20 protein-coding genes are annotated in these 25,772 nt (G+C 59.0%); 14 read left to right on the plus strand and 6 right to left on the minus strand.

Annotated elements, in window-relative coordinates; translation table 11 throughout:
• Positions 1-15: 15 nt before the first annotated feature.
• Both QZ869_RS15975 and denD read right to left on the minus strand, forming a co-directional pair.
• Entirely contained in the window at positions 16-918 is a 903-nt protein-coding gene (locus QZ869_RS15975) for an NAD(P)-dependent oxidoreductase (protein WP_296105887.1), read from the minus strand.
• On the minus strand, positions 915-1,901 hold the full coding sequence (gene denD / locus QZ869_RS15980; protein ID WP_296080851.1) for a D-erythronate dehydrogenase: 987 nt from the start codon (positions 1,899-1,901) through the stop codon (positions 915-917). The genes QZ869_RS15975 and denD overlap by 4 nt, the downstream gene beginning before the upstream one ends.
• A 154-nt stretch (positions 1,902-2,055) precedes the next feature.
• Between denD and QZ869_RS15985 the strand changes: the two genes are divergently transcribed.
• The 6 genes from QZ869_RS15985 (at position 2,056) to QZ869_RS16010 (ending at position 8,642) form a co-directional block, all read left to right on the plus strand.
• Complete coding sequence (locus tag QZ869_RS15985; protein WP_296105889.1) at positions 2,056-3,501, plus strand: FAD-binding oxidoreductase; 1,446 nt, start codon at positions 2,056-2,058, stop codon at positions 3,499-3,501.
• 51 nt (positions 3,502-3,552) lie between these two features.
• Positions 3,553-4,272 (plus strand): FadR/GntR family transcriptional regulator, encoded by a 720-nt coding sequence (locus QZ869_RS15990; RefSeq protein WP_296105890.1) that lies wholly within the window; start codon positions 3,553-3,555, stop codon positions 4,270-4,272.
• 191 nt (positions 4,273-4,463) lie between these two features.
• Positions 4,464-5,624, plus strand: coding sequence for a fumarylacetoacetate hydrolase family protein (locus QZ869_RS15995; protein ID WP_296080857.1), 1,161 nt, complete (start codon positions 4,464-4,466; stop codon positions 5,622-5,624).
• 114 nt (positions 5,625-5,738) lie between these two features.
• Entirely contained in the window at positions 5,739-6,269 is a 531-nt protein-coding gene (locus tag QZ869_RS16000) for a TRAP transporter small permease (RefSeq protein ID WP_296019291.1), read from the plus strand.
• Positions 6,270-6,272: 3 nt separating this feature from the next.
• Complete coding sequence (locus QZ869_RS16005) at positions 6,273-7,550, plus strand: TRAP transporter large permease subunit (RefSeq protein ID WP_296019294.1); 1,278 nt, start codon at positions 6,273-6,275, stop codon at positions 7,548-7,550.
• An 84-nt stretch (positions 7,551-7,634) separates the two neighbouring features.
• Positions 7,635-8,642 (plus strand): TRAP transporter substrate-binding protein, encoded by a 1,008-nt coding sequence (locus tag QZ869_RS16010; RefSeq protein ID WP_296019297.1) that lies wholly within the window; start codon positions 7,635-7,637, stop codon positions 8,640-8,642.
• 249 nt (positions 8,643-8,891) lie between these two features.
• Here the strand turns inward: QZ869_RS16010 and acs are convergent, their stop codons facing one another.
• A complete protein-coding gene (gene acs, locus QZ869_RS16015) occupies positions 8,892-10,850 on the minus strand; it encodes an acetate--CoA ligase (RefSeq protein ID WP_296019299.1) in 1,959 nt (652 codons plus the stop codon).
• A 229-nt stretch (positions 10,851-11,079) separates the two neighbouring features.
• Here acs and QZ869_RS16020 point away from each other — a divergent pair, with 229 nt between their 5' ends.
• Positions 11,080-11,781, plus strand: coding sequence for a DUF1013 domain-containing protein (locus QZ869_RS16020; RefSeq protein WP_296019301.1), 702 nt, complete (start codon positions 11,080-11,082; stop codon positions 11,779-11,781).
• A gap of 177 nt (positions 11,782-11,958) precedes the next feature.
• Here the strand turns inward: QZ869_RS16020 and QZ869_RS16025 are convergent, their stop codons facing one another.
• Positions 11,959-13,743: a glucan ABC transporter ATP-binding protein/ permease gene (locus tag QZ869_RS16025; RefSeq protein WP_296105893.1), complete on the minus strand. Its 1,785-nt coding sequence runs from the start codon at positions 13,741-13,743 to the stop codon at positions 11,959-11,961.
• A gap of 331 nt (positions 13,744-14,074) precedes the next feature.
• Between QZ869_RS16025 and QZ869_RS16030 the strand changes: the two genes are divergently transcribed.
• From QZ869_RS16030 to QZ869_RS16055, 6 genes are all read left to right on the plus strand, one after another.
• Positions 14,075-14,812, plus strand: coding sequence for a LuxR family transcriptional regulator (locus tag QZ869_RS16030; protein ID WP_296098950.1), 738 nt, complete (start codon positions 14,075-14,077; stop codon positions 14,810-14,812).
• 120 nt (positions 14,813-14,932) lie between these two features.
• Positions 14,933-18,394 (plus strand): pyruvate carboxylase, encoded by a 3,462-nt coding sequence (gene pyc / locus QZ869_RS16035; RefSeq protein WP_296105894.1) that lies wholly within the window; start codon positions 14,933-14,935, stop codon positions 18,392-18,394.
• 114 nt (positions 18,395-18,508) lie between these two features.
• Complete coding sequence (locus QZ869_RS16040; RefSeq protein WP_296105896.1) at positions 18,509-19,333, plus strand: DeoR/GlpR family DNA-binding transcription regulator; 825 nt, start codon at positions 18,509-18,511, stop codon at positions 19,331-19,333.
• Complete coding sequence (locus tag QZ869_RS16045; protein ID WP_296105898.1) at positions 19,330-20,517, plus strand: MFS transporter; 1,188 nt, start codon at positions 19,330-19,332, stop codon at positions 20,515-20,517. Before QZ869_RS16040 ends, QZ869_RS16045 begins: the two co-directional genes overlap by 4 nt.
• A 196-nt stretch (positions 20,518-20,713) precedes the next feature.
• Positions 20,714-21,964: a flavodoxin-dependent (E)-4-hydroxy-3-methylbut-2-enyl-diphosphate synthase gene (gene ispG, locus QZ869_RS16050; protein WP_296034813.1), complete on the plus strand. Its 1,251-nt coding sequence runs from the start codon at positions 20,714-20,716 to the stop codon at positions 21,962-21,964.
• Positions 21,965-22,031: 67 nt separating this feature from the next.
• Positions 22,032-22,694: an OmpA family protein gene (locus tag QZ869_RS16055; RefSeq protein WP_296073717.1), complete on the plus strand. Its 663-nt coding sequence runs from the start codon at positions 22,032-22,034 to the stop codon at positions 22,692-22,694.
• Between the two features lie 199 nt (positions 22,695-22,893).
• Here QZ869_RS16055 and QZ869_RS16060 read toward each other — a convergent pair whose 3' ends face one another.
• Positions 22,894-23,793, minus strand: a complete 900-nt coding sequence (locus tag QZ869_RS16060) for a polyprenyl synthetase family protein (protein WP_296098941.1) — start codon at positions 23,791-23,793, stop codon at positions 22,894-22,896.
• 252 nt (positions 23,794-24,045) lie between these two features.
• Here QZ869_RS16060 and mtgA point away from each other — a divergent pair, with 252 nt between their 5' ends.
• On the plus strand, positions 24,046-24,696 hold the full coding sequence (gene mtgA / locus QZ869_RS16065) for a monofunctional biosynthetic peptidoglycan transglycosylase (RefSeq protein WP_363315912.1): 651 nt from the start codon (positions 24,046-24,048) through the stop codon (positions 24,694-24,696).
• Positions 24,697-24,699: 3 nt separating this feature from the next.
• Here the strand turns inward: mtgA and QZ869_RS16070 are convergent, their stop codons facing one another.
• Positions 24,700-25,725: an aldose epimerase family protein gene (locus QZ869_RS16070; RefSeq protein WP_296013965.1), complete on the minus strand. Its 1,026-nt coding sequence runs from the start codon at positions 25,723-25,725 to the stop codon at positions 24,700-24,702.
• Positions 25,726-25,772: the final 47 nt, after the last annotated feature.

Here is a 25,772-nt window from a genome sequence, read left to right on the forward strand (position 1 = left end):
TGTATGATTTTTTAATCAGCCCTCATGCTCTCGCTTGTTGAGCCTTTCCAGATGCAGCAGCAGGCCGCTATGATCCTTGTCTGCGCCACCGTCGTTGACGAAGGCATCGAAGGCGCGGGTCACTTCTTCCGTCAGTGGCAGCGCCAGATCGAGATCCTTGGCGGTTGCCAGAACGCCGTTCAAATCCTTCAGCTGGAACTTCGACGGACCGCCGGGGGTGAAATTGCGTTTCACCATGCGCTCGCCATGCAGTTCCAGAATGCGGCTTTCGGCAAAGCCGCCACGGATGGCGTTGCGGAAGCCTTCGCGCGATGCGCCACCCGCGTCGACCAGCATCATGGCTTCTGCCACTGCGCCGATGGTGATGGCGACGATCTGCTGGTTGGCGAGCTTGCAAAGCTGTCCCGCCCCGGATGGTCCAACATAGGTCAACCGTCCCATGGCGGAGAAGATATCGCCAAGGCTTGTCACCGTCGCCTCGTCGCCACCGGCCATGATCGCCAGCGTTCCGGCTGTCGCCCCCGGCACGCCGCCGGAGACGGGTGCGTCCACATGAGCAATGCCCAGCGCTTGGAGTTTTTGCGAATGGTCACGGGCAATTGGCGGTGCAATCGAACTGCTATCGATGACGATGGCGCCTTTTCCCAGCGCGTTGGCTACGCCCATGTCGAACAGCACATTGCCGACAGCGTTGCCATCGCTCAGCATCGTGATGACGATATTGGCGCCTTTGGCGGCCTCAGCCGGAGAGGCGGCAAGCATGGCGCCATCCTCCATCAGCGCCTGTGCTTTCTCCGTGCTGCGGTTCCAGACGCGGACTGTGAAGCCTGCCTTCAATAGGTTGCGGGCCATGGGACCGCCCATCAGGCCGGTGCCGAGGAAAGCGATGGTGCGCGCTTGTTTGTCAGACCCATTCATTTCAACGAACCTCCCAGCTCATCTTCGATATGGACCTTGATGATCTCTTCGAAGTTCGTCTCGGCTGTAAAGCCCAGTTCGCGGGCGCGGGTCGCCTCGAAACCGGGTGCCCAGCCCTCACACATGCGCATGATCATCTCATTCGGCTCGCGGCGGATGAGGCTGACGGCCTTTTCGCCGGCGATCTTGCGCAGGGCCTCGATCTGCTCGCCGACCGTTGCACTCAGGCCCGGCATGGAAAGATTGCGCCGGGGACCGACCTTGTCGGAATCGATGGTTGCGCCATGCAGCAGGAAGCCGACAGCCGAACGCGGCGAAGCATGCCAGTGGCGGATGGTCTCTGGCACTGGCAGCACGGCTTCCTGGCCGACCAGAGGCTCGCGCAGAATGTTGGAGAAGAAGCCGGACGCGGCAGCATTCGGCTTTCCGGGACGGATGCAGATCGTCGGCAGGCGAATGCCGATGCCTTCGAAGAAACCGCGGCGGGTGTAATCGGACAGCAGCAACTCCGAAATCGCTTTCTGCGTACCATAGCTGGTCAAAGGCGTGGTGTGGAAATCGTCGGGGATCGGGTATGGCAGCGGCGCGCCGAAGACGGCGATGGACGAGGTGAAGACCACGCGCGGCTTGTAGCCGTCCTGACCGTTGGCAATTCGGATTGCGTCGAAAAGATAGCGTGTGCCATCCAGATTGATGCGATAGCCCTTGTCGAAATCGAGCTCGGCTTCGCCAGAGACGATGGCCGCCAGATGGAAGATCACATCGGGTCTTGCGGAAACCAGCTTTTCGGCCTCGCCGGGCGCGGAAAGATCGGCTGCGCGCGCATCGACCGTGCCATCGAAGCCGGCGGGCGGCTCTGGTTGAAACACGTCGATCAGCGTGAATTTCCCGATGGTCCTGCCGCTCAGACCTCCTTCACGAACCAATCTTTCGATCAGCTTTCGCCCCACCATTCCGGCTGCCCCGATAATCGCGATATGCATCCTGTGTCTCCTCCTCACCGTCCAAAAATTTAACTTGTAAGGTTGTCTGATAACCTTATATTGCTAGCTTGAAAACAGTATTTTGAAAAACCGAAAAATTTAAGAGCGGAGACGCCAAAGTAGCGTTACCGCCGGGGTGGAGGCGAGAGGGCAGATGCTCAAGGGTCAAGAGCGATCACGCGAGGAGTTGCAGGCGTCCTTAACGGCCAGTCTTGGCGATGAGCTGGTTCTGACGGACACGACAGACATGGTTCGCTATTGCCGCGATTGGCATGGCGATGTGTCCAGTGGCGCGGTCGCTATCATTCGCCCCCGTAATGTAGAGGACGTCGCCGCCGCCGTCAGGCTCTGCGCAGAGCTTGGCCTTGCTATCGTGCCGCAGGGCGGCAATACCGGTCTCGTGCTCGGCGGCGTTCCCGACGCGCCGGACCGCCAGGTCGTTCTCAGCCTCGAGCGCATGAACGCTATCCGTTCCATCGATACGGAAGACTTTTCTGCCGTGGTGGAGGCTGGCTGCATCCTGTCGGAATTCAAGGATGCGGTGCAGGAAAAGGGCATGTTTTTCCCACTGTCTCTCGGTGCGCAAGGCTCATGTCGCATCGGCGGTAACGTATCGACCAATGCCGGCGGCATCAATGTGCTTCGCTATGGCATGACGCGAGAGCTGGTGCTCGGTCTTGAAGTGGTGCTGCCGGATGGAACGATCTGGAACGGTCTCTCGACACTTCGCAAGGACAATCGCGGCATCGACCTCAAGCAGCTTTTCATCGGCGCGGAAGGCACGCTCGGCATCGTCACTGCCGTGTCGGTCAAGCTCTATCCCAATCCCGATCATGTCGAGACCGCGCTCCTCGGGTTGAACTCGCTTGATGACGCGATCAAGCTTTACCGTCGCGCCCGCCGGGAGTGCTGCGATCTGATGTCAGCCTTCGAATTCATGCCCCCGGTCGCCTTCGCACTTGCCATGGAAGCGATTCCCGCTCTGAAAATGCCGATCGCGGATAATTACGCAGCCTATGTGCTGATGGAAATTTCCGGCTCGGGTCTGGTCGATACCGGCGATCTTATGAGCCGCTTCCTTGAAGGCGTTATGGAAGACGGGCTTGTGCTCGATGGCGTCATTGCCTCCTCGCGTGCGCAGGCGCAATCGCTCTGGCTGTTCCGCGAGGGCATGAATGAGGGGCAGGCGCTGCGTGGCGCCCATATGCGCACCGATATTTCCGTGCCGCTTTCCCGCCTTGCTCAGTTCGTTGCGGAGGCGGAAGCCGAGCTCGCCAAACATTTGCCGGAGTGCCTGGCGGTTTCCTATGGCCATGTCGGCGACGGCAATGTGCATCTCAACGTGCTTCCGCCAAACGGCAGCACGCGGGAAGAGCGGGATGCGTTAATCTATAAGGCCAAGGTCATCGTCAACATGGTGCTCGACCGCTACGCAGGCAGCATCAGCGCTGAACACGGCATTGGCCGATTGAAGCGGGAGGATTTCGAAAGCCGGCTTGGTGACGTGCAGCGGGATATGATCGAGCGGCTGAAAGCCGCTTTCGATCCGCAGCTTCGCATGAATCCCGGTTGCCAGCTTGCCGTACAAGTGGCTAGCTAGAAGAAGTAGAAATGCGCCCTCGTCGGCGTTTCGTGTCCACCGGGAGCCATTATGACGTTGGAGTTCAATCAGATTCACCGTGCAGACCATCTTCCCGGCCGTATTGCTGCGGAGATCGCGCGTGAGATCAATGATGGAAAGCTGAAAGCCGGTGACAAGCTACCGACGGAGCATGTGCTCTCCAAAACCTTCGGGGTTAGTCGCTCTGTCATCCGCGAAGCGATTGCTCAGCTGCGCAACGAGGGTGCGGTCGAAACCCGCCAGGGGGTCGGCGCTTTCGTCACCGATCCGAGGCAGCGCGTTTCTATCCGTATCGAACGATCCAAACTCAACGATCCGGATAATTTCCGCGATCTCTTTCAGTTGCGCATGCCTCTTGAAATAGAGGCGGCAGGACTTGCCGCCGTCCACCGCACAGACGCGCAACTGGAGCGGCTGAAGGCAGCGGTCCACAACATGCGCCACGCGCCGGTATGGGAAAAGGACGGGATTGCGGCCGATCTCGATTTCCACCGGACGCTCGCCGACGCGACCCAGAACGATTACTTCTCGATGTTCCTGGGCTTTATTGCGGAACGGATCAGTTCGGCTATCAACACAGCCTTTTCCCGTGCCGTCTTCGGCGAGATTCTTGAAACCACGATTGCTGAGCATGTGGCGATCTATGAAGCGGTTGCCGCCTGCGATGCGTCGGCTGCCCGGGCTGCAATGCGCGCGCATCTGTCCGGTGCCGCCGAGCGCGTCAATCTCCATCTCGAAGTCTATTCCTGAGCAAGGGCACTACTGCTTGTCCGCGCCGGTTTTGATTTTACGACTTTCCGCCGAGATTCGAAGCAATGCAGGCTGGACTAAGCGATTTTCTCATACTAAGAAGATGTACGTATTCAGGTTGTCAGACATCCAGACAATATAGGTGCTGTGGAGGCAGCTGTCGGATGGTCTGAAAGTGGGAGGGATAAGGCTTGGTCGGAATCAGGACTGTCGAATCAGCTGCAATTTTGCCGGAAGACCATCAGGATGCCATCCTGATCGGTCGCGTGTGGTCCAAGAGCGAAGATGGCCCTTGTCCCGTCCTGTTGAAGGACGGTGTTCTCTACGATCTCTCCAGCCTCGCGCCGACCGTTTCGCAACTGCTGGAAAAGCATGATCTCATCGATCGTCTGGCCGACACCATGCAATTTGCGGCACTCGGTGCCTTTGACGCTTTTCTCGATGGTTCGGCTGGACAGCTGCTTGCGCCGAACGACATTCAGGCGGTGAAAGCTGCCGGCGTTACCTTCGCCGATAGTATGCTGGAACGCGTCATCGAAGAACAGGCAAAGGGTGATCCGCAGCGCGCACAGGAAATTCGCGGCCGCCTGGCCCCCGTGCTTGGCGATAGCCTCAAGGGTGTCGAGGCGGGCTCCGAAAAGGCTGCCGAGGTTAAGCGCCTGCTGCAGGAAATGGGCCTTTGGTCGCAATATCTGGAGGTCGGTATCGGCCCCGACGCGGAGATTTTCTCCAAGGCGCAGCCCATGTCGTCCGTTGGCTGCGGCGCGTTGATCGGTGTTCATCCCAAGTCGCAGTGGAACAATCCCGAGCCGGAAGTGGTGCTGGCCGTCACCTCCGACGGTCGCATCGTCGGTGCAGCGCTCGGTAACGACGTCAACTTGCGAGATTTCGAAGGGCGCTCCGCCCTGTTGCTCAGCAAGGCGAAAGACAACAACGCTTCCTGCTCGATCGGCCCGTTCATCCGTCTTTTCGATGGCAAGTTCACGCTGGACGACGTCAAGCAGGCGCAGATTTCGTTGCTCGTCGAAGGTGAAGATGGTTTCACCATGACGGGTGTGAGCCCAATGCAGGCGATCAGCCGCACGCCGGAAAACCTGGTGTCGCAGCTCTTGAACCGCGATCACCAGTATCCGGATGGCGCCGTCTTCTTTCTCGGCACGATGTTCGCTCCGGTCAAGGATCGTCATGGCCCGGGCCTAGGTTTCACCCATGCCAAGGGTGACCGCGTGGAAATCTCAAGCCCGAGGTTGGGTAAGCTGGTCAACTGGGTGGCCAGCACATCCGATTGTCCGGAATGGACCTTCGGCACCACGGCATTGATGCGCAATCTCGCAAAGCGCGGGCTTCTATAATCTCCGTTGCCGGGCGAGTTCGCCTGGCGCGGCACGCATATCCTTAAGGCTTAGACCGTTGCGCGCGCACCTTCGTGTGTCCGCGCCGCCTCGCAGCATTCTCGGGAGGGGAAGATGCAGAAAGTCATCAATCTTTTTTACCGCATCCTCGAGACCATTCTCGTCGCGCTTCTCGCAGGCATGGCAATCATGGTCTTCGTCAATGTGGTCATGCGCTACACCATGAATTCCGGCATCAATGTCTCGGAAGAACTGGCGCGCTATTTCTTCGTCTGGATCACCTTCATCGGTGCGGTCGTGACCTTCCGTGAAAACAGTCATATGGGCATCGAGACGCTGGTGATGTTCCTGTCTCGACGCATGCGTATATTCTGCATGATCCTGTCGAACATCATCATCCTTCTTTGCTCAGCGATCTTCTTCTGGGGAACCTGGAAGCAGTCCGGCATCAATGCCAGCATGCATGCGCCGGTCACGGGTCTGTCGATGATCTGGGTTTATGGCATCGGCATGTTCACTGGCGGCATTATGTTCATCATCGCACTGGAACGGCTCTACCGGTTTCTGACGGGCAAGGTTCGCGAAGACGAAATTGCCGCCTTTGCCGGTGAAAATCTCACCATCGAACAGCTTTCGGAGCGCTGACACATGACACTTCTGGTTTTTGTCGGCTCGCTCCTCGGCGCCATGGCCATCGGTGTTCCGGTTGCCTTCTCGCTGATGTTCTGCGGCGTCGTGCTGATGTGGTACATGGGCATGTTCAACACGGCGATTATCGCCCAGAACATGATTTCCGGCGCCGATACCTTCACGCTGCTCGCCATTCCCTTCTTCATCCTGGCGGGTGAGTTGATGAATTCCGGCGGACTGTCGCGCCGCATCATCGATTTTGCCATTGCACTCGTCGGCCATATTCGCGGCGGTCTCGGCATCGTCGCCATCGTTGCCGCTATCATCATGGCATCGATCTCCGGTTCGGCTGCAGCCGATACCGCAGCACTTGCGGCGATTCTCATCCCGATGATGGCAAAGGCCGGTTACAACATTCCCCGTTCCGGCGGTCTGATTGCTGCCGGCGGCATTATCGCCCCCGTTATCCCACCCTCGATGGCCTTTATCGTCTTCGGTGTGGCGGCAAACGTGTCGATTACCCAACTCTTCCTTGCCGGCATCGTGCCTGGCGTCCTGATGGGCGCATCCCTGATCATCGCCTGGCTGATCGTCGTGCGTAAGGACAATGTCCAGCCGCTGCCGAAGACGACGGCAAAGGAACGTCTCGTGGCAACGGGTCGCGCCGGATGGGCGCTCGGCATGCCGGTTATCATTCTCGGTGGCATCAAGGCCGGGATCATGACGCCGACGGAAGCCGCGGTCATTGCCGCCGCTTATGCACTCTTCGTCGGTATGGTCATCTACCGCGAGCTGAAGCCTGCCGATCTGTGGCATGTGCTGCTACGCGCTGCCAAGAGCACGTCAATCATCATGTTCCTCGTTGCTGCAGCGCTGGTTTCGGCCTGGTTGATCACCGCTGCCAATATTCCGGCGGAAGTTGCGGGCTATATCGAGCCGCTGATCGACCGTCCGATGCTGCTCATGGCCGTAATCATGGTGCTAGTTTTCGTGGTCGGTACTGCGCTCGATCTGACGCCGACTATCCTGATCCTGACGCCCGTTCTGATGCCGATCATCAAGCAGGCGGGTATCGATCCGGTCTATTTCGGCGTGCTCTTCATCATCAACAATGCCATCGGCCTCATTACGCCGCCGGTCGGTGTTGTCCTCAACGTGGTGTCGGGCGTCGGGCGCATTCCGCTGGGCAAGGTGACGGTCGGCGTCTGGCCGTTCCTGGTCGCCGAAACCATCGTGCTCGCTCTTCTGGTGATCTTTCCGCAGATCGTCATGGTGCCGCTGCAATATCTGCGATGAGGGATACTCCTCGCTCAACCACATTCGCGGCCGTAAAGCCGCACACATCTTGACTGGACTTGCTCAATTCCAAGGGAGGAAAACATGAGAAAGCTACTTCTACTCACGACAGCCATCGCCTTCACCGCCGGTGCCACGGCACCTGCTTTCGCCGAATACAACAGCCGCATGATCCGCGTGTCGAACGGCATCAATCAGGACCACCCGGTCGGCAACGGCATCAAGGCCATGCAGGCCTGCCTCGATGACAAGACCGGTGGCAAGCTGAAGATGACGGCCTTCTGGGGCGGCGCTCTCGGCGGCGACCTCCAGGCAACGCAGGCACTGCGTTCTGGCGTCCAGGAAGCAGTCGTGACATCGTCCTCACCGCTCGTCGGCCTGATCCCGGCACTCGGCGTCTTCGATCTGCCCTTCCTGTTCTCCAACACGAAGGAAGTCGACGCCGTTCTCGACGGCGAGTTCGGCGACATGATGAACAAGAAGCTGGAAGAGCAGGGCCTCGTAAACCTTGCCTATTGGGAAAACGGCTTCCGCAATCTGTCCAACTCCAAGCGCGCGGTCGACAAGTGGGAAGACTTCTCCGGCCTCAAGGTCCGCGTGATGCAGAACAACATCTTCCTCGACACCTTCCAGAACCTGGGTGCCAATGCGACACCAATGGCGTTTGGCGAAGTGTTCTCGGCGCTTGAAACCAACGCGATCGACGCGCAGGAGAACCCCTATGTGACGATCGACACCTCCAAGTTCTACGAGGTGCAGAAATTCGTCACCGAGACGAACCACGCTTACACGCCGTTCCTCTTCCTCTTCTCCAAGCCGATCTTTGACAGCTACACGCCCGAAGAGCAGACGGCCCTGCGCGAATGCGCGATCGTTGGTCGTGACGAAGAGCGCAAGGTCATCCGCGCGCTGAACCAGAAGTCACTCGACAAGATCAAGGAAGCTGGTCTGAAGGTGAACGTTCTGTCTGCGGAAGAGCAGGCGCGTATCCGCGAAAAGTCTGCGGTCGTCTACGAAAAGCACAAGGCTGAAATCGGTGCGGATGTCGTTGACGGCATTCAGGCCAAGCTCAAGGAAGTTCGCGCTCAGTAACAGTCTATCCCATAATCGCCGTTGGCCGACTGCAAATGGCAATTTCTGCGCTTCCGGTGCTCACGTACTTTAGTACGCGGCGCTCCGCTTCAGTACGCGGCGCTCCGCTTCTCGAAATCACCATTTTCGGCAGGCCAACGGTAATTCTTGAACAGACTGTGAGACGCGCAGCCTCACATGAAAACGCCCGGTGACAGATCGTCACCGGGCGTTTTGTTTCTCAGGACATGTCAGGCGACCATAAGGGCCTCAAGCCGCTGCAGGCTTGTTCTGACGGTTTTCGATCAAGTCGTCGACGACGGCGGGATCGGCAAGCGTCGAGGTGTCGCCCAGCGCGCCAAAATCGTCCTCGGCAATCTTGCGCAGGATGCGGCGCATGATTTTGCCGGAGCGGGTTTTCGGCAGTCCGGGCGCGAACTGGATCTTGTCAGGCGTCGCCACCGGGCCAATCTCGTCGCGCACATGTTTGACGAGTTCTGCACGGAGCGCTTCGTCGCCGGTCTTGCCCGCCATCAACGTCACATAGCAGTAGATGCCCTGTCCCTTGATGTGATGAGGATATCCAACCACCGCGGCTTCCGAAACGGCGCTGTGAGACACGAGTGCCGATTCCACTTCCGCTGTTCCAAGACGGTGACCGGAGACGTTCAGCACGTCATCCACACGTCCGGTGATCCAGTAATAGCCATCCTCATCGCGCCGACAGCCATCACCGGTGAAGTATTTCCCCTTATAGGTGGAGAAGTAGGTCTCGATGAAGCGCTGGTGATCGCCATAGACGGTGCGTGCCTGTCCTGGCCAGCTATCGATGATGCAGAGGTTGCCGTCGGCTGCCCCTTCCAGCACCTTGCCTTCGGCATCGACGAGCTGCGGCTGAACGCCGAAGAAGGGGCGGGTGGCCGATCCGGGCTTCAGGTCGGTCGCACCCGGCAACGGCGAAATCAGGATGCCGCCGGTCTCGGTCTGCCACCACGTATCGACGATCGGGCTCTTATCCTCGCCCACGACGTGATAATACCATTCCCAGGCTTCCGGGTTGATCGGCTCGCCGACAGTGCCGAGCAACCGGATGCTGGAGCGCTCGGACCGTTTGACGAATTCGTCGCCGGCACCCATCAGGGAGCGAAGTGCAGTCGGTGCGGTGTAGAAAATATTGACCTTGTGCTTGTCGATGACTTCCCAGAACCGTCCCTGGTCGGGGAAGTTCGGCACGCCCTCGAACATCAGCGTCGTGGCGCAATTGGCGAGCGGGCCGTAGACGATGTAGGAGTGTCCCGTAACCCAGCCCACATCTGCGGTACACCAGTATATATCGCCGTCCTTATAGTCGAAGACATATTCATGCGTCATCGACACGTAGACCAGATAACCGCCGGTGGTGTGCAACACGCCCTTCGGCTTACCCGTGGAGCCTGACGTGTAGAGAATGAAGAGCGGGTCTTCCGCCTTCATCTTCACCGGTTCGCAGTGCGCCTTCACACTTGCGGTTTCCTGATGGTACCAGAGGTCGCGGCCTGGCGCCCAGTTGGTCTTGCCGCCGGTGCGGCGCACGACCAGAACCTTGTTGACGATGACATGCTGGCGCGCAGCGATGTGGATCGCCTTGTCGGTGTTTTCCTTCAGCGGAATGGGCTTGCCGCCGCGAACGCCTTCATCGCAAGTGATGACGAAGGTGGACTGGCAGTCGACGATACGACCGGCGAGCGCTTCCGGCGAAAAGCCGCCAAAGACCACGGAATGGATGGCGCCGATACGGGCGCAGGCGAGCATCGCATAGGCCGCTTCCGGAATCATCGGCATGTAGATGGTGACGCGGTCGCCCTTCTTCACGCCATGCTTTTTCAGCACGTTGGAAAGCCGGCAGACGGCGTCATAGAGCTGGTTATAGGTGATCTTCTTGTCGATATAGGGGTTGTCGCCTTCCCAGATGATCGCGGTGCGCTCGCCGTGGGTTTTCAGGTGACGGTCGATGCAGTTGTAGGAGACGTTTGTCTGGCCGTCCTCGAACCACTTGATCGGTACCTTGCCCTTGAAGGAGGTGTTCTTGACCTTGGTATAGGGTTTGAACCAGTCGATCCGCTTGCCGTGCTTGCCCCAGAACTTTTCCGGATCTTCCACGCTGTCCTGATACCATTTCAGATAGCGGTCATTGTCGATCAGCGTGCCTGTCTTGGCCGATTTGAGAACCGGGTAGATCTTCGAAGCCATGAACTCCTCCTCATGCAGATTGTCTTTTTAAGCCTGGAGACTCCTTTCTCCAGTCATGTGCTCAATTCATAACAGGTTGGTGACGTCCGGCAATTAGACAAAGGTCATTTGTCGCGCGAACAATTGCAATTCTGATGCAGTCCGGTTATAGAACGGTCATATTCCCGGAAATCAGTGGTTTCATCCCACGCCCGCGACACCGGCGCGGACGCTCAGAAGGATTGTATCTATGGCTCAAACACTGCTCATGCCGAAAGCGACGGCCGTTTGGCTCGTTGACAACACGGCGCTGTCGTTCGATCAGATTGCCACGTTCTGCAAGCTTCATCCGCTTGAGGTCAAGGCAATCGCCGATGGTGAAGCAGCGCAGGGTATTAAAGGTCTCGATCCGATCGCGACCGGGCAGCTTTCCCGCGACGAAATCCAGCGCGCAGAAGCCAATCCAAACCACAAGCTCAAGCTTTCGGAGCCGAAGGTTCGCGTTCCTGAATCCAAGCGCCGTGGCCCGCGCTACACGCCTGTTTCCAAACGTCAGGACCGTCCCAATGCCATTCTCTGGCTGGTGCGCAACCACGCTGAATTGAAAGATGCGCAGATTTCGCGCCTCGTCGGCACCACCAAGTCGACCATCGAGCAAATCCGTGACCGTACGCACTGGAACGCGGCCAATCTGACGCCGATGGATCCGGTCACGCTCGGCCTTTGCAGCCAGATCGATCTCGACCTTGAAGTTGAACGCGCGTCGCGCGGTCGTCCGCTTCCGACCCAGGAAGAGCTGGACGCAACGCTCCAGCCGGCAAGCACCACCGAGAAGCTCGACTTCAGCTACGAGCGCGAAGAAGAGAAGGAAATCGACGCCAACGCCGTTTTCGCCAAGCTCTCCTCGCTCAAGTCTACCCGCAAGGACGAAGACGAAGACGACAATTATTGAGACGTTCGATCGGGGTTATCCGCTTTGCGGCAGCCCCAGTCCAGCATCAGCGCTACTTCTATGACAGCCCCGGTTCAAGCCGGGGCTTTTTTGTTGTTGCGACGAGGCCTGAGAAAAGAAAAACCCCCGCAGCGCGAAGCGGCGGAGGTCAGTCTTAGATCACGAGGTCTTTTTATCTTATGCGTGGTTCAACTGCCGCTGTGGCATATTGAGCGACGGCGTGCCGGTCTTGTCATCGTCGTTGACGAGGCCGCTCGCTCTGAGCAGCGATGTGAAGCGACCGCCGCGCATGCTGAGCTCATCGAAGGTGCCCTTTTCGATAATCCGGCCATTCTCCATGAACAGCACCAGATCGGCGTCGCGGACCGTCGATAGGCGGTGGGCGATGATGAAGGTGGTACGGTCCTTGCGCAGCGCATCGACCGCATCCTTGACGCGTGCTTCGGTTTCCACGTCGAGCGCACTGGTCGCTTCGTCGAGCACGAGGATCGGCGCATTTTTCAGAACCGCACGGGCGATGGCGATACGCTGGCGCTCACCACCGGACAAACGGTTGCCGCGCTCACCGACCTGGGTCATGTAGCCGTTCAGCCTGCTGTCGATGAAGTCGGTCGCGGCCGCCGCAGTTGCGGCCTGGACGATCTCATCGTCGGTGGCCGTTTCGCGGCCAAGGCGGATGTTATCGCGGATCGAGCGGTTCAGAAGGCCGGCATCCTGGAACACGGTTGCGATCGAGCTTCTGAGCGACTGGCGGGTGACCGTCGAGATATCGGTGCCGTCGACGAGAATCTGGCCCGAGTTGGGGTCGTAGACGCGCTGCAACAGGTTGATGAGCGTCGTCTTGCCTGCACCCGTCGGGCCGACGATGGCAACCGTTTCGCCGGCATTGGCAACGAAGGAAACGTCGTGGACGCCCTGCTTGGTGTTGGCAAAGCCGAAGTTGACGTTGCGGAATTCAACCGTGCCTTTGACGTGACCAAGTTCGCCGGCCGAACTCGGTTCTTCACGCTCCTGAACGGAATCTTCGAGCTTGAAGAAGTCCTCGAGCTTGGCGCGGGCTTCGAAAATCTGGCTGACGAAGGCGCGCATCTGGTCAAGGCGACCGATGAGAAGGTTGGCAAAGCCGATAAAGGCAATGACGTCACCCACGCGAAGCTCGCCGTTCTTCACCAGGATCGTACCGATGATCAGGATGATCATCATCGACAGCGTCGAGGCCGTGCGGTTCAGCGCGCTGGCAAACGCCCACCAGTCGAGAACCGGGTACTGGGCACTCAGCAACCGTTCGGTGAAAGACTTCAGAGCCTTGGTTTCCGCTTCGATACGGTTGTAGCTGTGCAGCACCGAGACGTTGCTGATCGAGTCGCTCACATGAGCAAAAACGGTGTGGTAGTGCTCCTCGACGGAGGCTTGGCCTTCCTTCGTGCGGTTCATCACCCACTTGCCGATGAACCAGTAGAAGATGCCGAGGCCCACCAGCACGAAGCTGAGGCGGATATCCATCGAGAATGCAGTCGGAATCAGCAACGCGACGGCAACGAAGGTTGCCAGATGCGTGCGCATGAATTCGAGCCACAGGCCGAACAGCGTCTCGCTGGCGCGCAGCAGCGTATGCAGCGCGTTGGAGGTACCGCGCTGGTGATGCCAGGACAGCGGCATGGAAATGATACGACCGAAAGCTTCGGTCAAAAGCGATGCGCGGCGTCCATGGGCAAGCCGGTCTGCCTCACGCGCCACAGCGACGTAAGCGACCGTGTTGAACAGGCCGAAAGCGCCCCAGAGAATGAGGATATTGGTCGGAACGGAACCCGTGGACAACGCATCGATGATGCGGCCGAAAAGAACCGGCTCCGCAATGGTGATTGCCGCAAGAATAACGTTTGCAACAACGACGATCGTGACCCGCCACTTGTTGGTTGCAAGGTAGCGCAGTGCGCGCGTGTAAACTTGAAACAGTGTCAATTTCCAAATCCCGTCTTCATTTCAGTCGTGCCCGGTTGGGGCGAAACCCTGAAGCCTTGAGCGACAAGGGCGATTGCGGGTTAGGCAAGCAGTTGTTTTATTGCACTTTCTACATGAATGGGCGCTTAACGGGGATTCTCGGCGCGAGGCCAATAGAATCGCAGGTCGGAAATTTGCCGCGAAAGATTGTCAAATCATCATAATTCGCGGATAAGTTTTGTAGTGCTGTCGACTGATTGCAATTTTGTCGTGACAACGCCTGATCCATGAGGGCAGGAGGGCCCCTCTCGCTACGGTCACGATCTATTCGAGTGCCAGGATACGTCTTGAAATGCAGAAGGTATTTGATTTTCTCTACACCCATGCCGAGCCCATGGGAAGGAGCGAGTTTCTTTCCGTTTTTCAAAGCCTCATCAGCCACTACGGGTTCGATCATTACCGTGTCTTCCGCCGCGTCGTCAGCCATGCAAGTGTCACCGACATCACTCTTTCAGAGCACCTGCCGGATGGCTGGGCTGACCTCTACCGCGCCAAGAAATATGTGGAAGTGGATCCGGTCGAGAGAGCGTTCTACCTGATGCAAGTCCCATTCAGATGGCGTGATGGGGTCGCATTTCTGTCGCAGGCGACACATCGCAAACGGGCGTCGAAACTTTTTCAGGATGCAGCGCGCTCTGGATTGGGCGAGGGATACGCATTTCCGATCCATGGTCGCAACGGGTTGCTCGGTGGCGTTTTCATCAGTGGTCGGGGATGCGAGTTTAGCGCGGCGGAGCTTTGCACCCTTGATGCGGCCATGCGCGCCACATTTTGGCGTCTTGCCGGGTTTGCCGGTCACATGCAAGAGCTGCTGGCTCGCCCCAATCTTTCGGTGGCGCAACTGACGCGCCGGGAACGGGATGTGCTGAACCTGCTGGCGCTCGGCAACACCTCCCCGGAGATCGGCCACGCCCTTTCCATTTCGAGCCACACGGTGGATTGGTACATCAATGGTATTCAGCGCAAGCTCGACGCGCGCAACCGTCAGCATGTTATCGCGCTTGCGTTTCGCTGTGGTCTGATTGCCTGACGCATCCAGACGAGCGCACCAGAACCGTGAAGTTGAAAATCGGCCTTTCCAACATCTGATTTTACTGCTTAGTTTCGCGCTGCAGCATGTTGACTTGCTCTAGGTTCTTGGGAGGCCGTTTTGAAGATATCGAAAATTCTCGTTGCCAATCGTTCGGAGATCGCAATCCGCGTATTTCGTGCCGCCAACGAGCTCGGTATAAAAACGGTCGCCATCTGGGCGGAAGAGGACAAGCTGTCGCTTCATCGCTTCAAGGCGGATGAAAGCTATCAGGTCGGTCGCGGTCCGCACCTTGCCAAGGATATGGGACCGATCGAGAGCTACCTGTCGATCGAAGAAGTCATCCGCGTCGCCAAGCTGTCCGGTGCCGATGCCATTCATCCAGGCTACGGCCTTCTGTCGGAAAGCCCCGAATTCGTCGACGCCTGCGATGCGGCGGGCATTACCTTCATTGGCCCGCGGCCTTCAACCATGCGCCAGCTCGGTAATAAGGTAGCCGCACGCAATCTGGCGATCTCGGTTGGCGTTCCGGTGGTTCCGGCAACTGAACCCCTTCCGGATGATCTTGCCCAGGTTGAGCGCATGGCCGAGGAAATCGGATATCCAGTAATGCTCAAAGCCTCCTGGGGCGGTGGCGGTCGCGGCATGCGCGCCATCCGCAAGAAGGAAGACCTTGCCCGCGAAGTGACCGAGGCCAAGCGCGAAGCCAAGGCGGCCTTCGGCAAGGATGAAGTCTATCTCGAAAAGCTGGTGGAGCGTGCCCGCCATGTGGAGAGCCAGATCCTTGGCGACACGCATGGCAATGTCGTTCACCTCTTCGAGCGCGACTGCTCCATCCAACGCCGTAACCAGAAGGTGGTCGAGCGCGCGCCTGCGCCCTATCTGACAGAAGCGCAGCGTCAGGAACTTGCCAGTTACTCGCTGAAGATCGCATCGGCGACGAATTATATCGGCGCAGGCACGGTCGAATATCTGATGGATGCCGATACCGGCAAATTTTACTTCATCGAGGTCAATCCGCGCATCCAAGTAGAACACACGGTGACCGAAGTCGTCACCGGCATAGATATCGTCAAGGCGCAGATCCACATTCTCGAAGGGGCTGCCATCGGCACGCCGGAATCGGGCGTTCCCGAGCAAAAGGATATCCGTCTTAACGGCCACGCGCTGCAGTGCCGTATCACCACGGAAGATCCCGAGCACAATTTTATTCCGGACTACGGGCGTATAACGGCCTATCGTTCCGCTTCGGGCTTCGGCATTCGTCTGGATGGTGGCACCTCCTATACCGGCGCCGTGATCACCCGCTATTACGATCCGCTTCTCGTCAAGGTCACGGCCTGGGCGCCGCAGCCGGATGAAGCGATCAGCCGTATGGATCGTGCGCTGCGCGAATTCCGTATTCGTGGCGTGGCGACAAACCTCACCTTCCTTGAGGCCATCATCGGTCACGAGAGCTTCCGCAACAACACCTACACGACGCGCTTCATCGACTCGACGCCAGAGCTTTTTGCCCAGGTGAAGCGTCAGGACCGCGCCACCAAGCTTCTCACCTATCTGGCCGATGTCACAGTCAACGGCCACCCGGAGACCAAAGGTCGCGCAATGCCCTCCGACAAGGCCGTCAAGCCTGTCGTGCCCTACATCGATGCGCCGACGCCGGATGGCACCAAGCAGCTTTTAGACACACTTGGGCCAAAGGGCTTTGCCGAGTGGATGCGCAACGAAAAGCGCGTTCTTGTCACCGACACCACCATGCGCGACGGCCACCAGTCGCTCCTGGCAACGCGCGTGCGCACTCATGACATTTCTCGCGTGGCAAGTGTGTATGCCAAGGCTCTGCCGCAGCTTCTCTCGCTGGAATGCTGGGGTGGCGCGACCTTCGACGTTTCCATGCGCTTTCTCACCGAAGACCCGTGGGAGCGTCTGGCGCTGATCCGCGAGGGCGCGCCGAACCTGCTCTTGCAGATGCTGCTGCGTGGCGCCAATGGCGTCGGCTACAAGAACTATCCAGATAATGTCGTCAAATATTTCGTCCGTCAGGCGGCCAAGGGCGGCGTGGACCTGTTTCGCGTCTTCGACTGCCTGAACTGGGTCGAAAACATGCGCGTGTCGATGGATGCGATCGCCGAAGAGAACAAGCTCTGCGAAGCGACGATCTGCTATACGGGTGATCTTCTGAATTCGGCGCGCCCGAAATACGACCTCAAATATTATACCAACCTCGCTGTCGAGCTGGAAAAGGCCGGCGCCCATATCATTGCCGTCAAGGACATGGCTGGCCTTCTGAAGCCTGCCGCCGCCAAGGTGCTGTTCAAGGCGCTGCGTGAAGCCACCAGCCTGCCGATCCATTTCCACACGCATGACACCTCCGGCATTGCTGCCGCAACAGTTCTTGCCGCCGTCGATGCAGGTGTGGATGCCGTGGATGCGGCGATGGACGCCTTCTCCGGCACCACGTCGCAGCCTTGCCTCGGCTCCATCGTCGAGGCGCTGGCCGGTTCGGAGCGCGATACCGGTCTCGACGCCGAGTGGATCCGCCGCATTTCCTTCTATTGGGAAGCCGTGCGCAACCAGTATGTCGCCTTCGAAAGCGATCTCAAGGGACCGGCATCGGAAGTCTATCTGCACGAAATGCCCGGCGGCCAGTTCACCAACCTCAAGGAGCAGGCGCGCTCGCTCGGTCTCGAAAGCCGTTGGCACGAAGTGGCGCAGGCCTATGCCGATGCCAACAAGATGTTCGGCGATATCGTCAAGGTCACGCCATCCTCCAAGGTTGTCGGCGACATGGCGCTGATGATGGTGAGCCAGGATCTGACGGTGGCCGATGTCGAAAACCCGGAGAAGGAAGTCTCCTTCCCCGATTCGGTCGTCTCCATGCTGAAGGGCGATCTCGGCCAATCGCCGGGTGGCTGGCCAGAAGCGTTGCAGAAAAAGGCGTTGAAGGGCGATAAGCCTTACACGGTCCGTCCAGGCTCGCTGCTGGAAGATGCCGATCTGGAGGCCGAGCGCAAGGCAATCGAAACCAAGCTTGAGCGTCCGGTCGATGATTTCGAGTTCGCCTCTTACCTGATGTATCCGAAGGTGTTCACCGATTTTGCGCTCGCTTCGGAGACCTACGGTCCGGTGTCTGTGCTGCCGACACATGCTTACTTCTACGGCATGGAAGATGGCGAGGAACTGTTTGCCGATATCGAACGCGGCAAGACGCTCGTCATCGTCAACCAGGCGTCGTCGGGCGTCGATGACAAGGGCATGGTCACAGTGTTCTTCGAAATCAATGGCCAGCCGCGCCGCATCAAGGTGCCGAACCGCGCTCATGGCGCAACGGGCGCCGCTGCTCGCCGGAAGGCAGAACCGGGCAATGCCGCGCATGTCGGCGCGCCGATGCCGGGTGTCATTTCCCGCGTCTTCGCCAATGCCGGTCAAGAGGTAAAGGCCGGTGACGTTCTGGTCTCCATCGAGGCCATGAAGATGGAAACCGCGCTTCACGCCGAGCGGGACGGCAAGATCGCCGAAGTGCTTGTTCGGCCAAGCGATCAGATCGACGCCAAGGATCTGCTGGTCGTCTACGCAGAGTAACGAACCGACATCAAGAGTGACAAGAATGCCCGCCATTGTGCGGGCATTTCTGCTTGTAGGTGAGGCATCGCGCATGTATGCATGTTTATACACGATTCTACATGTTGATGCCGAATGTCTAAGATCGATCACTTTGTCAGCGAGCGCCAGACGCTCATCTTCGCCGAGCTGCAAAGCAAGGGGCGCGTTCTAGCGCAGGACCTGGCGCAGACATTCGATGTGTCGGAAGACACGATCCGGCGCGATCTTCGCGATATGGCAGCGCGCGGCCTGTGCGAACGGGTCTATGGCGGCGCACTGATTGCCAGTGGCAAGACCGTGCCACTCAGCCATCGCATGACGGATATGCAGGACCGCAAGGATGCTCTCGGCCAAGCGGCTGCCGCGTGCATCGCGCAAGGAGCGACGATCTTCCTTGATGCGGGTTCCACCAATCTTGCCATCGCCCGGCATCTGCCGGAGGGCGCTGGGCTCACGGTCATCACCAATACGCCGGTTATCGCGGCAGAACTTTCAGGCCGTGCCGACCTGGAACTGATCGTCGTCGGTGGCAGGATCGATCCTGCCGTCGGTGCCGCCATCGATATGACGGCTATTGCGCAGCTGGAGGATATGCGGCCGGATCTCTGTATCCTCGGCGTCTGCGGCATGACCGCTGCCGACGGCCTTTCAGCCGATATCTATCAGGACGCCACGTTCAAGCGACTGGCCTGCAAGGCGAGCCGCAGAACTATGGCTGCGATTACCAGCGAGAAGCTGGGCGCGGGAGCCGCCTTCCATGTGGCGCCGCTCAACCCCGATCTCACCCTTGTTCTGGAAGATGACGCCGACGAAGCCTTTGTCCGCGATCTGCGCAGACACAAGCTCGATATTCATCTTGCCGGGCGCAATACCCGTGCCTCATCCCATCCCCATTCACTGAAGGACCAGCCCGCATGACCGGCTCCCCGATGTCCATCTCCACGGCCCGCACCCCCTATATGACGCGCACACGCTTCGGCGTTTCCCTACTGTTCCTCATGAATGGTTTCATGATGGGGTCGTGGGCGCCGATGATCCCCGAGTTCGCCAAGCGTCTTTCCCTGAGCGAGAGCGAACTTGGTCTGGTCATTCTCGTCTTCGGTCTTGGCTCGCTTTCCTGCATGCCGGTGGCCGGTTCACAGATCGCCCGTGTCGGCTCGCGCACGGTCACGCTGTTCTGTGCGGCGATCTTCGTGCCGACGCTGCTTCTCATCACACTCTCCAACACCGTCTGGGCGGGCGTGATCACCGTGTTCCTCTTCGGCGGGCTGACGGGTGCCATGGATGTGGCGATGAATGCCAATGCCGTTGCTGTGGAGCGTGGCATGCGGCGCGCCATCATGTCCTCCTGCCACGCCTTTTGGAGCCTTGGCGGATTGATCGGCGCGGGTCTTGGCGGTTTGCTGATCACCAAGATCGGTATTTACGGCCACGCTATTGCCCTGACCATCATTTCTGCAGCGCTGCTGGCGATCGCTTGGCCGCGCGTCATGGTGGATCGTCCGCATCCGGAAGAAGAGCGCCCGAAAGGCCGCCTGCCGCTCACACCGCTTCCCTGGATCATCGGCGTCATGGCGCTGTTTTCCATGGTGCCGGAGGGTGCGGTGCTTGATTGGGGCGCGCTCTACCTGCGCAACGAGCTTGGTGCGTCGGTTGCCGTTTCGGGCTTTGCCTTCGCCGCTTTCTCCCTCACCATGGCCGTCATGCGCTTTGCCGGCGATCTGGTGCGCGAGCGTCTGGGAGCAGTGCGCACATTGCAGGTCTGCTCGATCATGTCGATCGTCGGGCTTCTGATCGCGGGTACAGCTGGCAACGCGTTCATCGCCATTATCGGCTTTGCCATTGCGGGTATCGGCATTTCCAACATGGTGCCGATTGCCTTCTCCGCAGCGGGCAACATGCCGGGACTGGCGCCGGGGATCGGTCTGTCTGTGGTCACCACCATGGGCTATTCCGGTATTCTCGTTGCACCATCGGCCATCGGCTTCATTGCCGAACATACCGGTCTTGCAACCGTCTTCCTGTTCATTCCGCTTCTGCATGTCGTCGTGCTGCTGCTCTCCAGGCTCGCACGCCATGCGGATGGCGCAAGTGGACACTGAAGACTAGACTTTGCCTGCTCAACTTCATCAACGCGCTTCCATTGCCCGTGGAAGCCCTTTCGTTTTGGTAAGCTGGCAGACAGGCTCGAATTTCGCCACGATTGCAGTAAACTACCAGTTGACTGCTTCGATGTTGACAAGGCGCTCGCCTTGATCCACCTGAAAGACCACACTCACCGCAGTTGTAGAGACCGTCATGAACGCACACTCCGATTACGATCCGAAGCCACGCCGCGCCTCCGTTGCCGTCGATGTGGGCGGCGTTATCGTCGGCGGTGGCGCACCCGTCGTGGTGCAGTCCATGACCAATACGGATACCGCCGATATCGATGCAACGGTCCAGCAGGTCGCTGCACTGCATCGCGCGGGCTCGGAGATCGTCCGCATTACCGTGGACCGGGATGAGAGTGCTGCCGCCGTTCCGAAAATCCGCGACCGTTTGCTGCGGCTCGGCATCGATGTGCCGCTCGTCGGTGACTTTCACTATATCGGCCACAAGCTGCTCGCCGATCATCCGGCCTGTGCCGAGGCTCTGGCAAAGTACCGCATCAATCCCGGTAATGTCGGCTTCAAGGACAAGAAGGACAAGCAGTTCGGTGACATCATCGAGATGGCGATCCGCTATGACAAGCCGGTGCGCATCGGCGTCAACTGGGGGTCGCTCGACCAGGAACTGCTGACCAGTCTGATGGACAAGAACAAGGACGCCGGCTTTCCGCTGTCCGCCCGTCAGGTCACACGTGAAGCCATCGTGCAATCGGCGCTGATTTCCGCCGAGCTCGCCGAAGAGATCGGCCTGCCACGCAACCGCATCATTCTGTCTGCCAAGGTCAGCCAGGTTCAGGACCTGATCGCGGTCTATTCCATGCTCTCGGAGCGCTCCGACCACGCGCTGCATCTCGGCCTCACCGAAGCCGGCATGGGTTCGAAGGGCATTGTCGCCTCGTCTGCTGCCATGGGCTATGTGTTGCAACAGGGTATTGGTGACACGATCCGTGTATCTCTGACGCCGGAGCCGAATGGCGACCGCACCCGCGAGGTGCAGGTGGCGCAGGAACTTTTGCAGGTCATGGGCTTTCGTCAGTTCATCCCCGTGGTCGCGGCCTGTCCGGGATGCGGGCGCACGACGTCTACCGTCTTCCAGGAACTGGCACAGAATATCCAGAACGACATTCGCAAGAACATGCCCGTCTGGCGTGAGAAATATCCAGGCGTCGAGGCGCTGAACGTCGCCGTCATGGGCTGCATCGTCAATGGCCCGGGCGAAAGCAAGCATGCCGATATCGGCATTTCGTTACCCGGCACGGGTGAGAGCCCTTCGGCACCTGTCTTCATCGATGGCGAAAAGGCGCTGACACTGCGCGGACCGAATATCGCCCAGGACTTCGAGGCGCTGGTCATCGACTATATCGAAAAACGTTTTGGCCAAAAGGACGCGGCAGAGTGAGTAGCGACCGTGAAAATGCCAGAATTGCTGTGTCTTACCTCCAAAAACTCACGGAGCAATGATTTCAATGATCAAGAAGTTTGCTGTTCTTGCGCTTGCCGCAACCTACCTGTCCGCCTGCACCACGACCGACCCCTATACGGGTGAGCAGAAGGTCTCCAACATGGCGGGCGGTGCCGGGCTTGGCGCGCTGGCCGGTGCGGTTGGCGGCCTAGCCATCGGCGGCGGCAACAAGGGCCGCAACGCCCTGATCGGTGCTGGTATCGGCGCGCTCGCCGGTGGCGCGATCGGCGGCTATATGGACAATCAGGAAGCGGAACTGCGCCAGCAGCTGCAGGGTACAGGCGTATCGGTGACGCGCCGTGGCGACAGCATCGTTCTCAACATGCCGTCCAACATCACCTTCGCAACCGATCAAGACCAGGTGATTCCGCCATTCTACCCGACGCTGAACTCTGTGGCGATCGTTCTGAACAAGTTCAACAAGACCTATATCGACGTCAACGGCTTTACCGACTCCACCGGCAGCCTGAACCACAACCAGTTGCTCTCGCAGCGTCGTGCCGCCTCGGTTGCCAATTATTTGGGAAGCCAGGGCGTCGATCAGCGCCGCATGTCCACCATGGGCTTCGGCCCGTCGCAGCCAGTGGCATCCAACGCAACGCCCGACGGCCGCGCCCAGAACCGTCGCGTGGAAGTGCTGATCTCGCCGTTGACGCAAAACGGCTAATAGCCTTTTACCTCAATGATCGTTTTCGAAGAGGGCTGCTTTGGCGGCCCTTTTTGGTGTGTGTAGACGGTGTGCAGGCGTGGTAGGCGCTTCAACATCGGCCCGAAAATCGGAATCGATTTTCGGAAAAGCATGATGCGTAGATTAAACAGGATAGAGCGCCTTGGTGCGTCCAGTGAGACGCATGGCGCTCTAGCTCTCAGCTTTTGCGCTCGGCTATGAAGCGGGCCGCTTGCACCAGAATATCGGCCTTCTCTCCGTAGGGGGCCAACAGGGTTGCCGCGTCGCACACCTGTTCCTGAAGTTTTTCACGCGCCCAGTCTTCCCCGCGTAACGCCACAAGCGTGCCCTTGCCGCGAGCGGCATCCTTGCCGGTTGCCTTGCCCATGGTAGCGGCATCCGAGGTGAGGTCGAGAAGATCGTCGGCAAGCTGGAAGGCGAGGCCGATCTTTTCGCCGAAGCTGCGCAGCGTCTTGCGGTGAGATGCGTCGTTTCCGGCAATGATTGCACCTGCCTCGCAGGCAAAGCGCAGCAACGCGCCTGTTTTCATCGCCTGCAAGGTCACGATGCCCGCTTCATCCGGCGCCTGCTTTTCTGCCGCCAGATCGAGCGCCTGACCGCCTGCCATGCCGCCAATGCCGGCAGCGCGCGAAAGCGCCAACACCAGTGCCGTCTTCTGATCGCCGGTCAGCGGCGTTTGCGGGCTCGCGATAATATCGAAAGCGAGCGTCAGGAGGCTGTCGCCCGCCAGAATGGCTGTGGCCTCATCGAACTTCTTGTGGACCGTCGGCTGGCCGCGACGCAGATCGTCATCGTCCATGGCGGGTAGATCGTCATGCACCAGCGAGTAGCAATGGAGACATTCAAGCGCGGCGCCCACACGCAGCGCTGCAGCCTCATTGCCGTCGAGCAGCCGCGCTGTCTCGATGACGAGGAAAGGCCGAAGGCGCTTGCCGCCGTTCAGCACGCCATGGCGCATGGCATCCAGCAGGTTGGCCGGCCGTGCGATCTCGTCATAACCGACCTTGTCCGTCAGGATCTCTGCCAGCAGTTTTTCCGTGCTTGCCGCGTTATCGCGCAGCCGTGTCTCGAATGTCATGGCACCGCTTCCTTACATCTCGCGGCTGTTTGGCATGGGGTAAAAGGGCTGGCAAATGTTTTGTTGAACGGGTGTGGAACTTCGCCCTGGTGAGTAGCCTTGATGGTGCGAGCGGAATATGAAAGGCTTGATCTGAACGAGTGGGGACGGGATGTGAGCAGTACGCCGGAAAGCGAAAGGGAGTATGAGGCGCTTCCCGACGAGGAGAGCAGGCCCAAATTGGATATCAAGAGCCTCGCCAAACGTGTCGGCATGTTTCTGCTGGCGCTGTTAGTCCTGCCCTATCTGCTGATCCCCGTTTATGCCATTCCCTTCATCCGACCCATCTCGACGCTAATGCTTGCCGATCTGGTGACTTTCCAAGGCTACGACCGGCAATGGGTGCCTCTGGAGGATATCTCGCCTCGGCTCATCCAGTCGGTGATGATGTCGGAAGACGGCCAGTTCTGTTTCCATGGCGGGGTGGACTGGAATCAGATGCAGGGAGTCGTCAATGACGCACTGGAAGGCGAGGCGACACGAGGCGCCAGCACCATTCCGATGCAGACGGCCAAGAACCTATTTCTCTGGAACGGTCGGTCCTTCATCCGCAAGGGACTGGAACTGCCGCTTGCGCTCGTATCCGACTTCATCTGGTCGAAACAGCGGATGATGGAAATCTATCTCAACATCGCCGAATGGGGCCCCGGTATCTACGGCATCGAGGCCGCGGCGCAGTACCATTTCAAGGTGCCAGCGTCGAAACTCAGCTCCCGGCAGGCAGCATTACTTGCCGTGTCCTTGCCGAACCCGATCGATCGCAATGCTAGCAAGCCCGGTCGCGGGATGCAGCGTCTCGCGGGGCTTATCGAGCGCCGGGCAAGAGGCTCCGGCGCTTATGTCGGCTGCGTGCTGGACCGATAGGCTTTAGTCTTTGGTGAAGATGTAATCCGTTTCCTGGCGAAGCGTTTCGCCGGGACGCAGGATCGCTTTCGGGAAGCCTTCGTGATTGATGGCATCCGGCCAGATCTGCGTTTCCAGGCAGAAGCCCGCGAAGGGGCCGTAATGGCGTCCGTCATGTCCCGGAACGGCAGTGTTCAGCTTGAAACCAGAATAGAACTGAACGCCGGGTTCGGTTGTGTGAACATCGAGCGAAATGCCGGAGGCTGGCGCGTGGACATGCGCGACCATGCGCTTGGCCACACGCTCTGCCGAAAGGCAGAAATTGTGGTCGTAGAGCACCTGTTCGCCATGGTCGTCCTTCCGGCTCATCAATGTCGGCTCACGCAGATCGAAGACCGTTCCGGAGACGGAGCGGATTTCGCCGGTTGGAATCTGGCGCTCATCGGTTGGCAGATAATGATCGGCGGCAATTTCGATATGATGGCCGAGGGCGGTCTCGGCGCCGTCGAGATTGAAATAGGAATGCTGGCAGACATTGGCGATCGTCGGCAGGTCGGTCGTCGTCTCATAGACAACCGACAGCACACCGCCCTCGCGGATCGTGTAGGTTGCCGTCATCGTGCAATTGCCTGGGTAACCAGCGCGACCGTTGGGATCTATGATCTGCAGCACGACATGGCTTGGTCCGTGCTCCATGATCATCCAGTTGCGCTTGCCCGTGCCGTCGCTTCCGCCATGCAAATGCGACACGCCCTTCTCGTTCAGCTCCAGCTGGTAGTCTTTGCCGTCGATGGAAAACTTGCCGCCACCGATACGATTGGCGTTTCGGCCCGGTGTCGCGCCGAAATAGGAGGAGTATTTCGGATAGTCGTCAAACCCGTCGAAGCCAAGAACCAGCGGCGGCTGATGTCCCTCAAGCCGCAGATCCTGAATGACCGCACCCCAGGTTATAACCTTGGCCGTCAGGCCGCCAGCGCTGATCGTCACCCGTTCGACCTTTTCGCCGGTCGCTGTCAGGCCGAAATTCTCCCGAACGCTTGCGTCACTCATCCGACATTCTCCCTATCGCTCGCAATTTGTGCCGGACGTTGCGCCAT

Origin of the sequence: uncultured Agrobacterium sp. (assembly GCF_913777885.1) — a bacterium.
In the GTDB taxonomy this organism is placed as follows: Bacteria; Pseudomonadota; Alphaproteobacteria; order Rhizobiales; family Rhizobiaceae; genus Agrobacterium.

What these genes read in the sequence shown, in the direction of transcription:
- QZ869_RS16040 (WP_296105896.1), top strand. Translation starts at nt 18,509, where the DNA reads ATGTCTAAGATCGATCACTTTGTCAGCGAGCGCCAGACGCTCATCTTC.
- QZ869_RS16070 (WP_296013965.1), bottom strand. Translation starts at nt 25,725, where the DNA reads ATGAGTGACGCAAGCGTTCGGGAGAATTTCGGCCTGACAGCGACCGGC.
- QZ869_RS16060 (WP_296098941.1), bottom strand. Translation starts at nt 23,793, where the DNA reads ATGACATTCGAGACACGGCTGCGCGATAACGCGGCAAGCACGGAAAAA.
- QZ869_RS15990 (WP_296105890.1), top strand. Translation starts at nt 3,553, where the DNA reads ATGACGTTGGAGTTCAATCAGATTCACCGTGCAGACCATCTTCCCGGC.
- ispG (WP_296034813.1), top strand. Translation starts at nt 20,714, where the DNA reads ATGAACGCACACTCCGATTACGATCCGAAGCCACGCCGCGCCTCCGTT.
- QZ869_RS16045 (WP_296105898.1), top strand. Translation starts at nt 19,330, where the DNA reads ATGACCGGCTCCCCGATGTCCATCTCCACGGCCCGCACCCCCTATATG.
- QZ869_RS16005 (WP_296019294.1), top strand. Translation starts at nt 6,273, where the DNA reads ATGACACTTCTGGTTTTTGTCGGCTCGCTCCTCGGCGCCATGGCCATC.
- QZ869_RS15985 (WP_296105889.1), top strand. Translation starts at nt 2,056, where the DNA reads ATGCTCAAGGGTCAAGAGCGATCACGCGAGGAGTTGCAGGCGTCCTTA.
- QZ869_RS16020 (WP_296019301.1), top strand. Translation starts at nt 11,080, where the DNA reads ATGGCTCAAACACTGCTCATGCCGAAAGCGACGGCCGTTTGGCTCGTT.
- QZ869_RS16000 (WP_296019291.1), top strand. Translation starts at nt 5,739, where the DNA reads ATGCAGAAAGTCATCAATCTTTTTTACCGCATCCTCGAGACCATTCTC.
- QZ869_RS16030 (WP_296098950.1), top strand. Translation starts at nt 14,075, where the DNA reads ATGCAGAAGGTATTTGATTTTCTCTACACCCATGCCGAGCCCATGGGA.
- mtgA (WP_363315912.1), top strand. Translation starts at nt 24,046, where the DNA reads ATGTTTCTGCTGGCGCTGTTAGTCCTGCCCTATCTGCTGATCCCCGTT.
- QZ869_RS15975 (WP_296105887.1), bottom strand. Translation starts at nt 918, where the DNA reads ATGAATGGGTCTGACAAACAAGCGCGCACCATCGCTTTCCTCGGCACC.
- QZ869_RS16010 (WP_296019297.1), top strand. Translation starts at nt 7,635, where the DNA reads ATGAGAAAGCTACTTCTACTCACGACAGCCATCGCCTTCACCGCCGGT.
- denD (WP_296080851.1), bottom strand. Translation starts at nt 1,901, where the DNA reads ATGCATATCGCGATTATCGGGGCAGCCGGAATGGTGGGGCGAAAGCTG.
- QZ869_RS16055 (WP_296073717.1), top strand. Translation starts at nt 22,032, where the DNA reads ATGATCAAGAAGTTTGCTGTTCTTGCGCTTGCCGCAACCTACCTGTCC.
- acs (WP_296019299.1), bottom strand. Translation starts at nt 10,850, where the DNA reads ATGGCTTCGAAGATCTACCCGGTTCTCAAATCGGCCAAGACAGGCACG.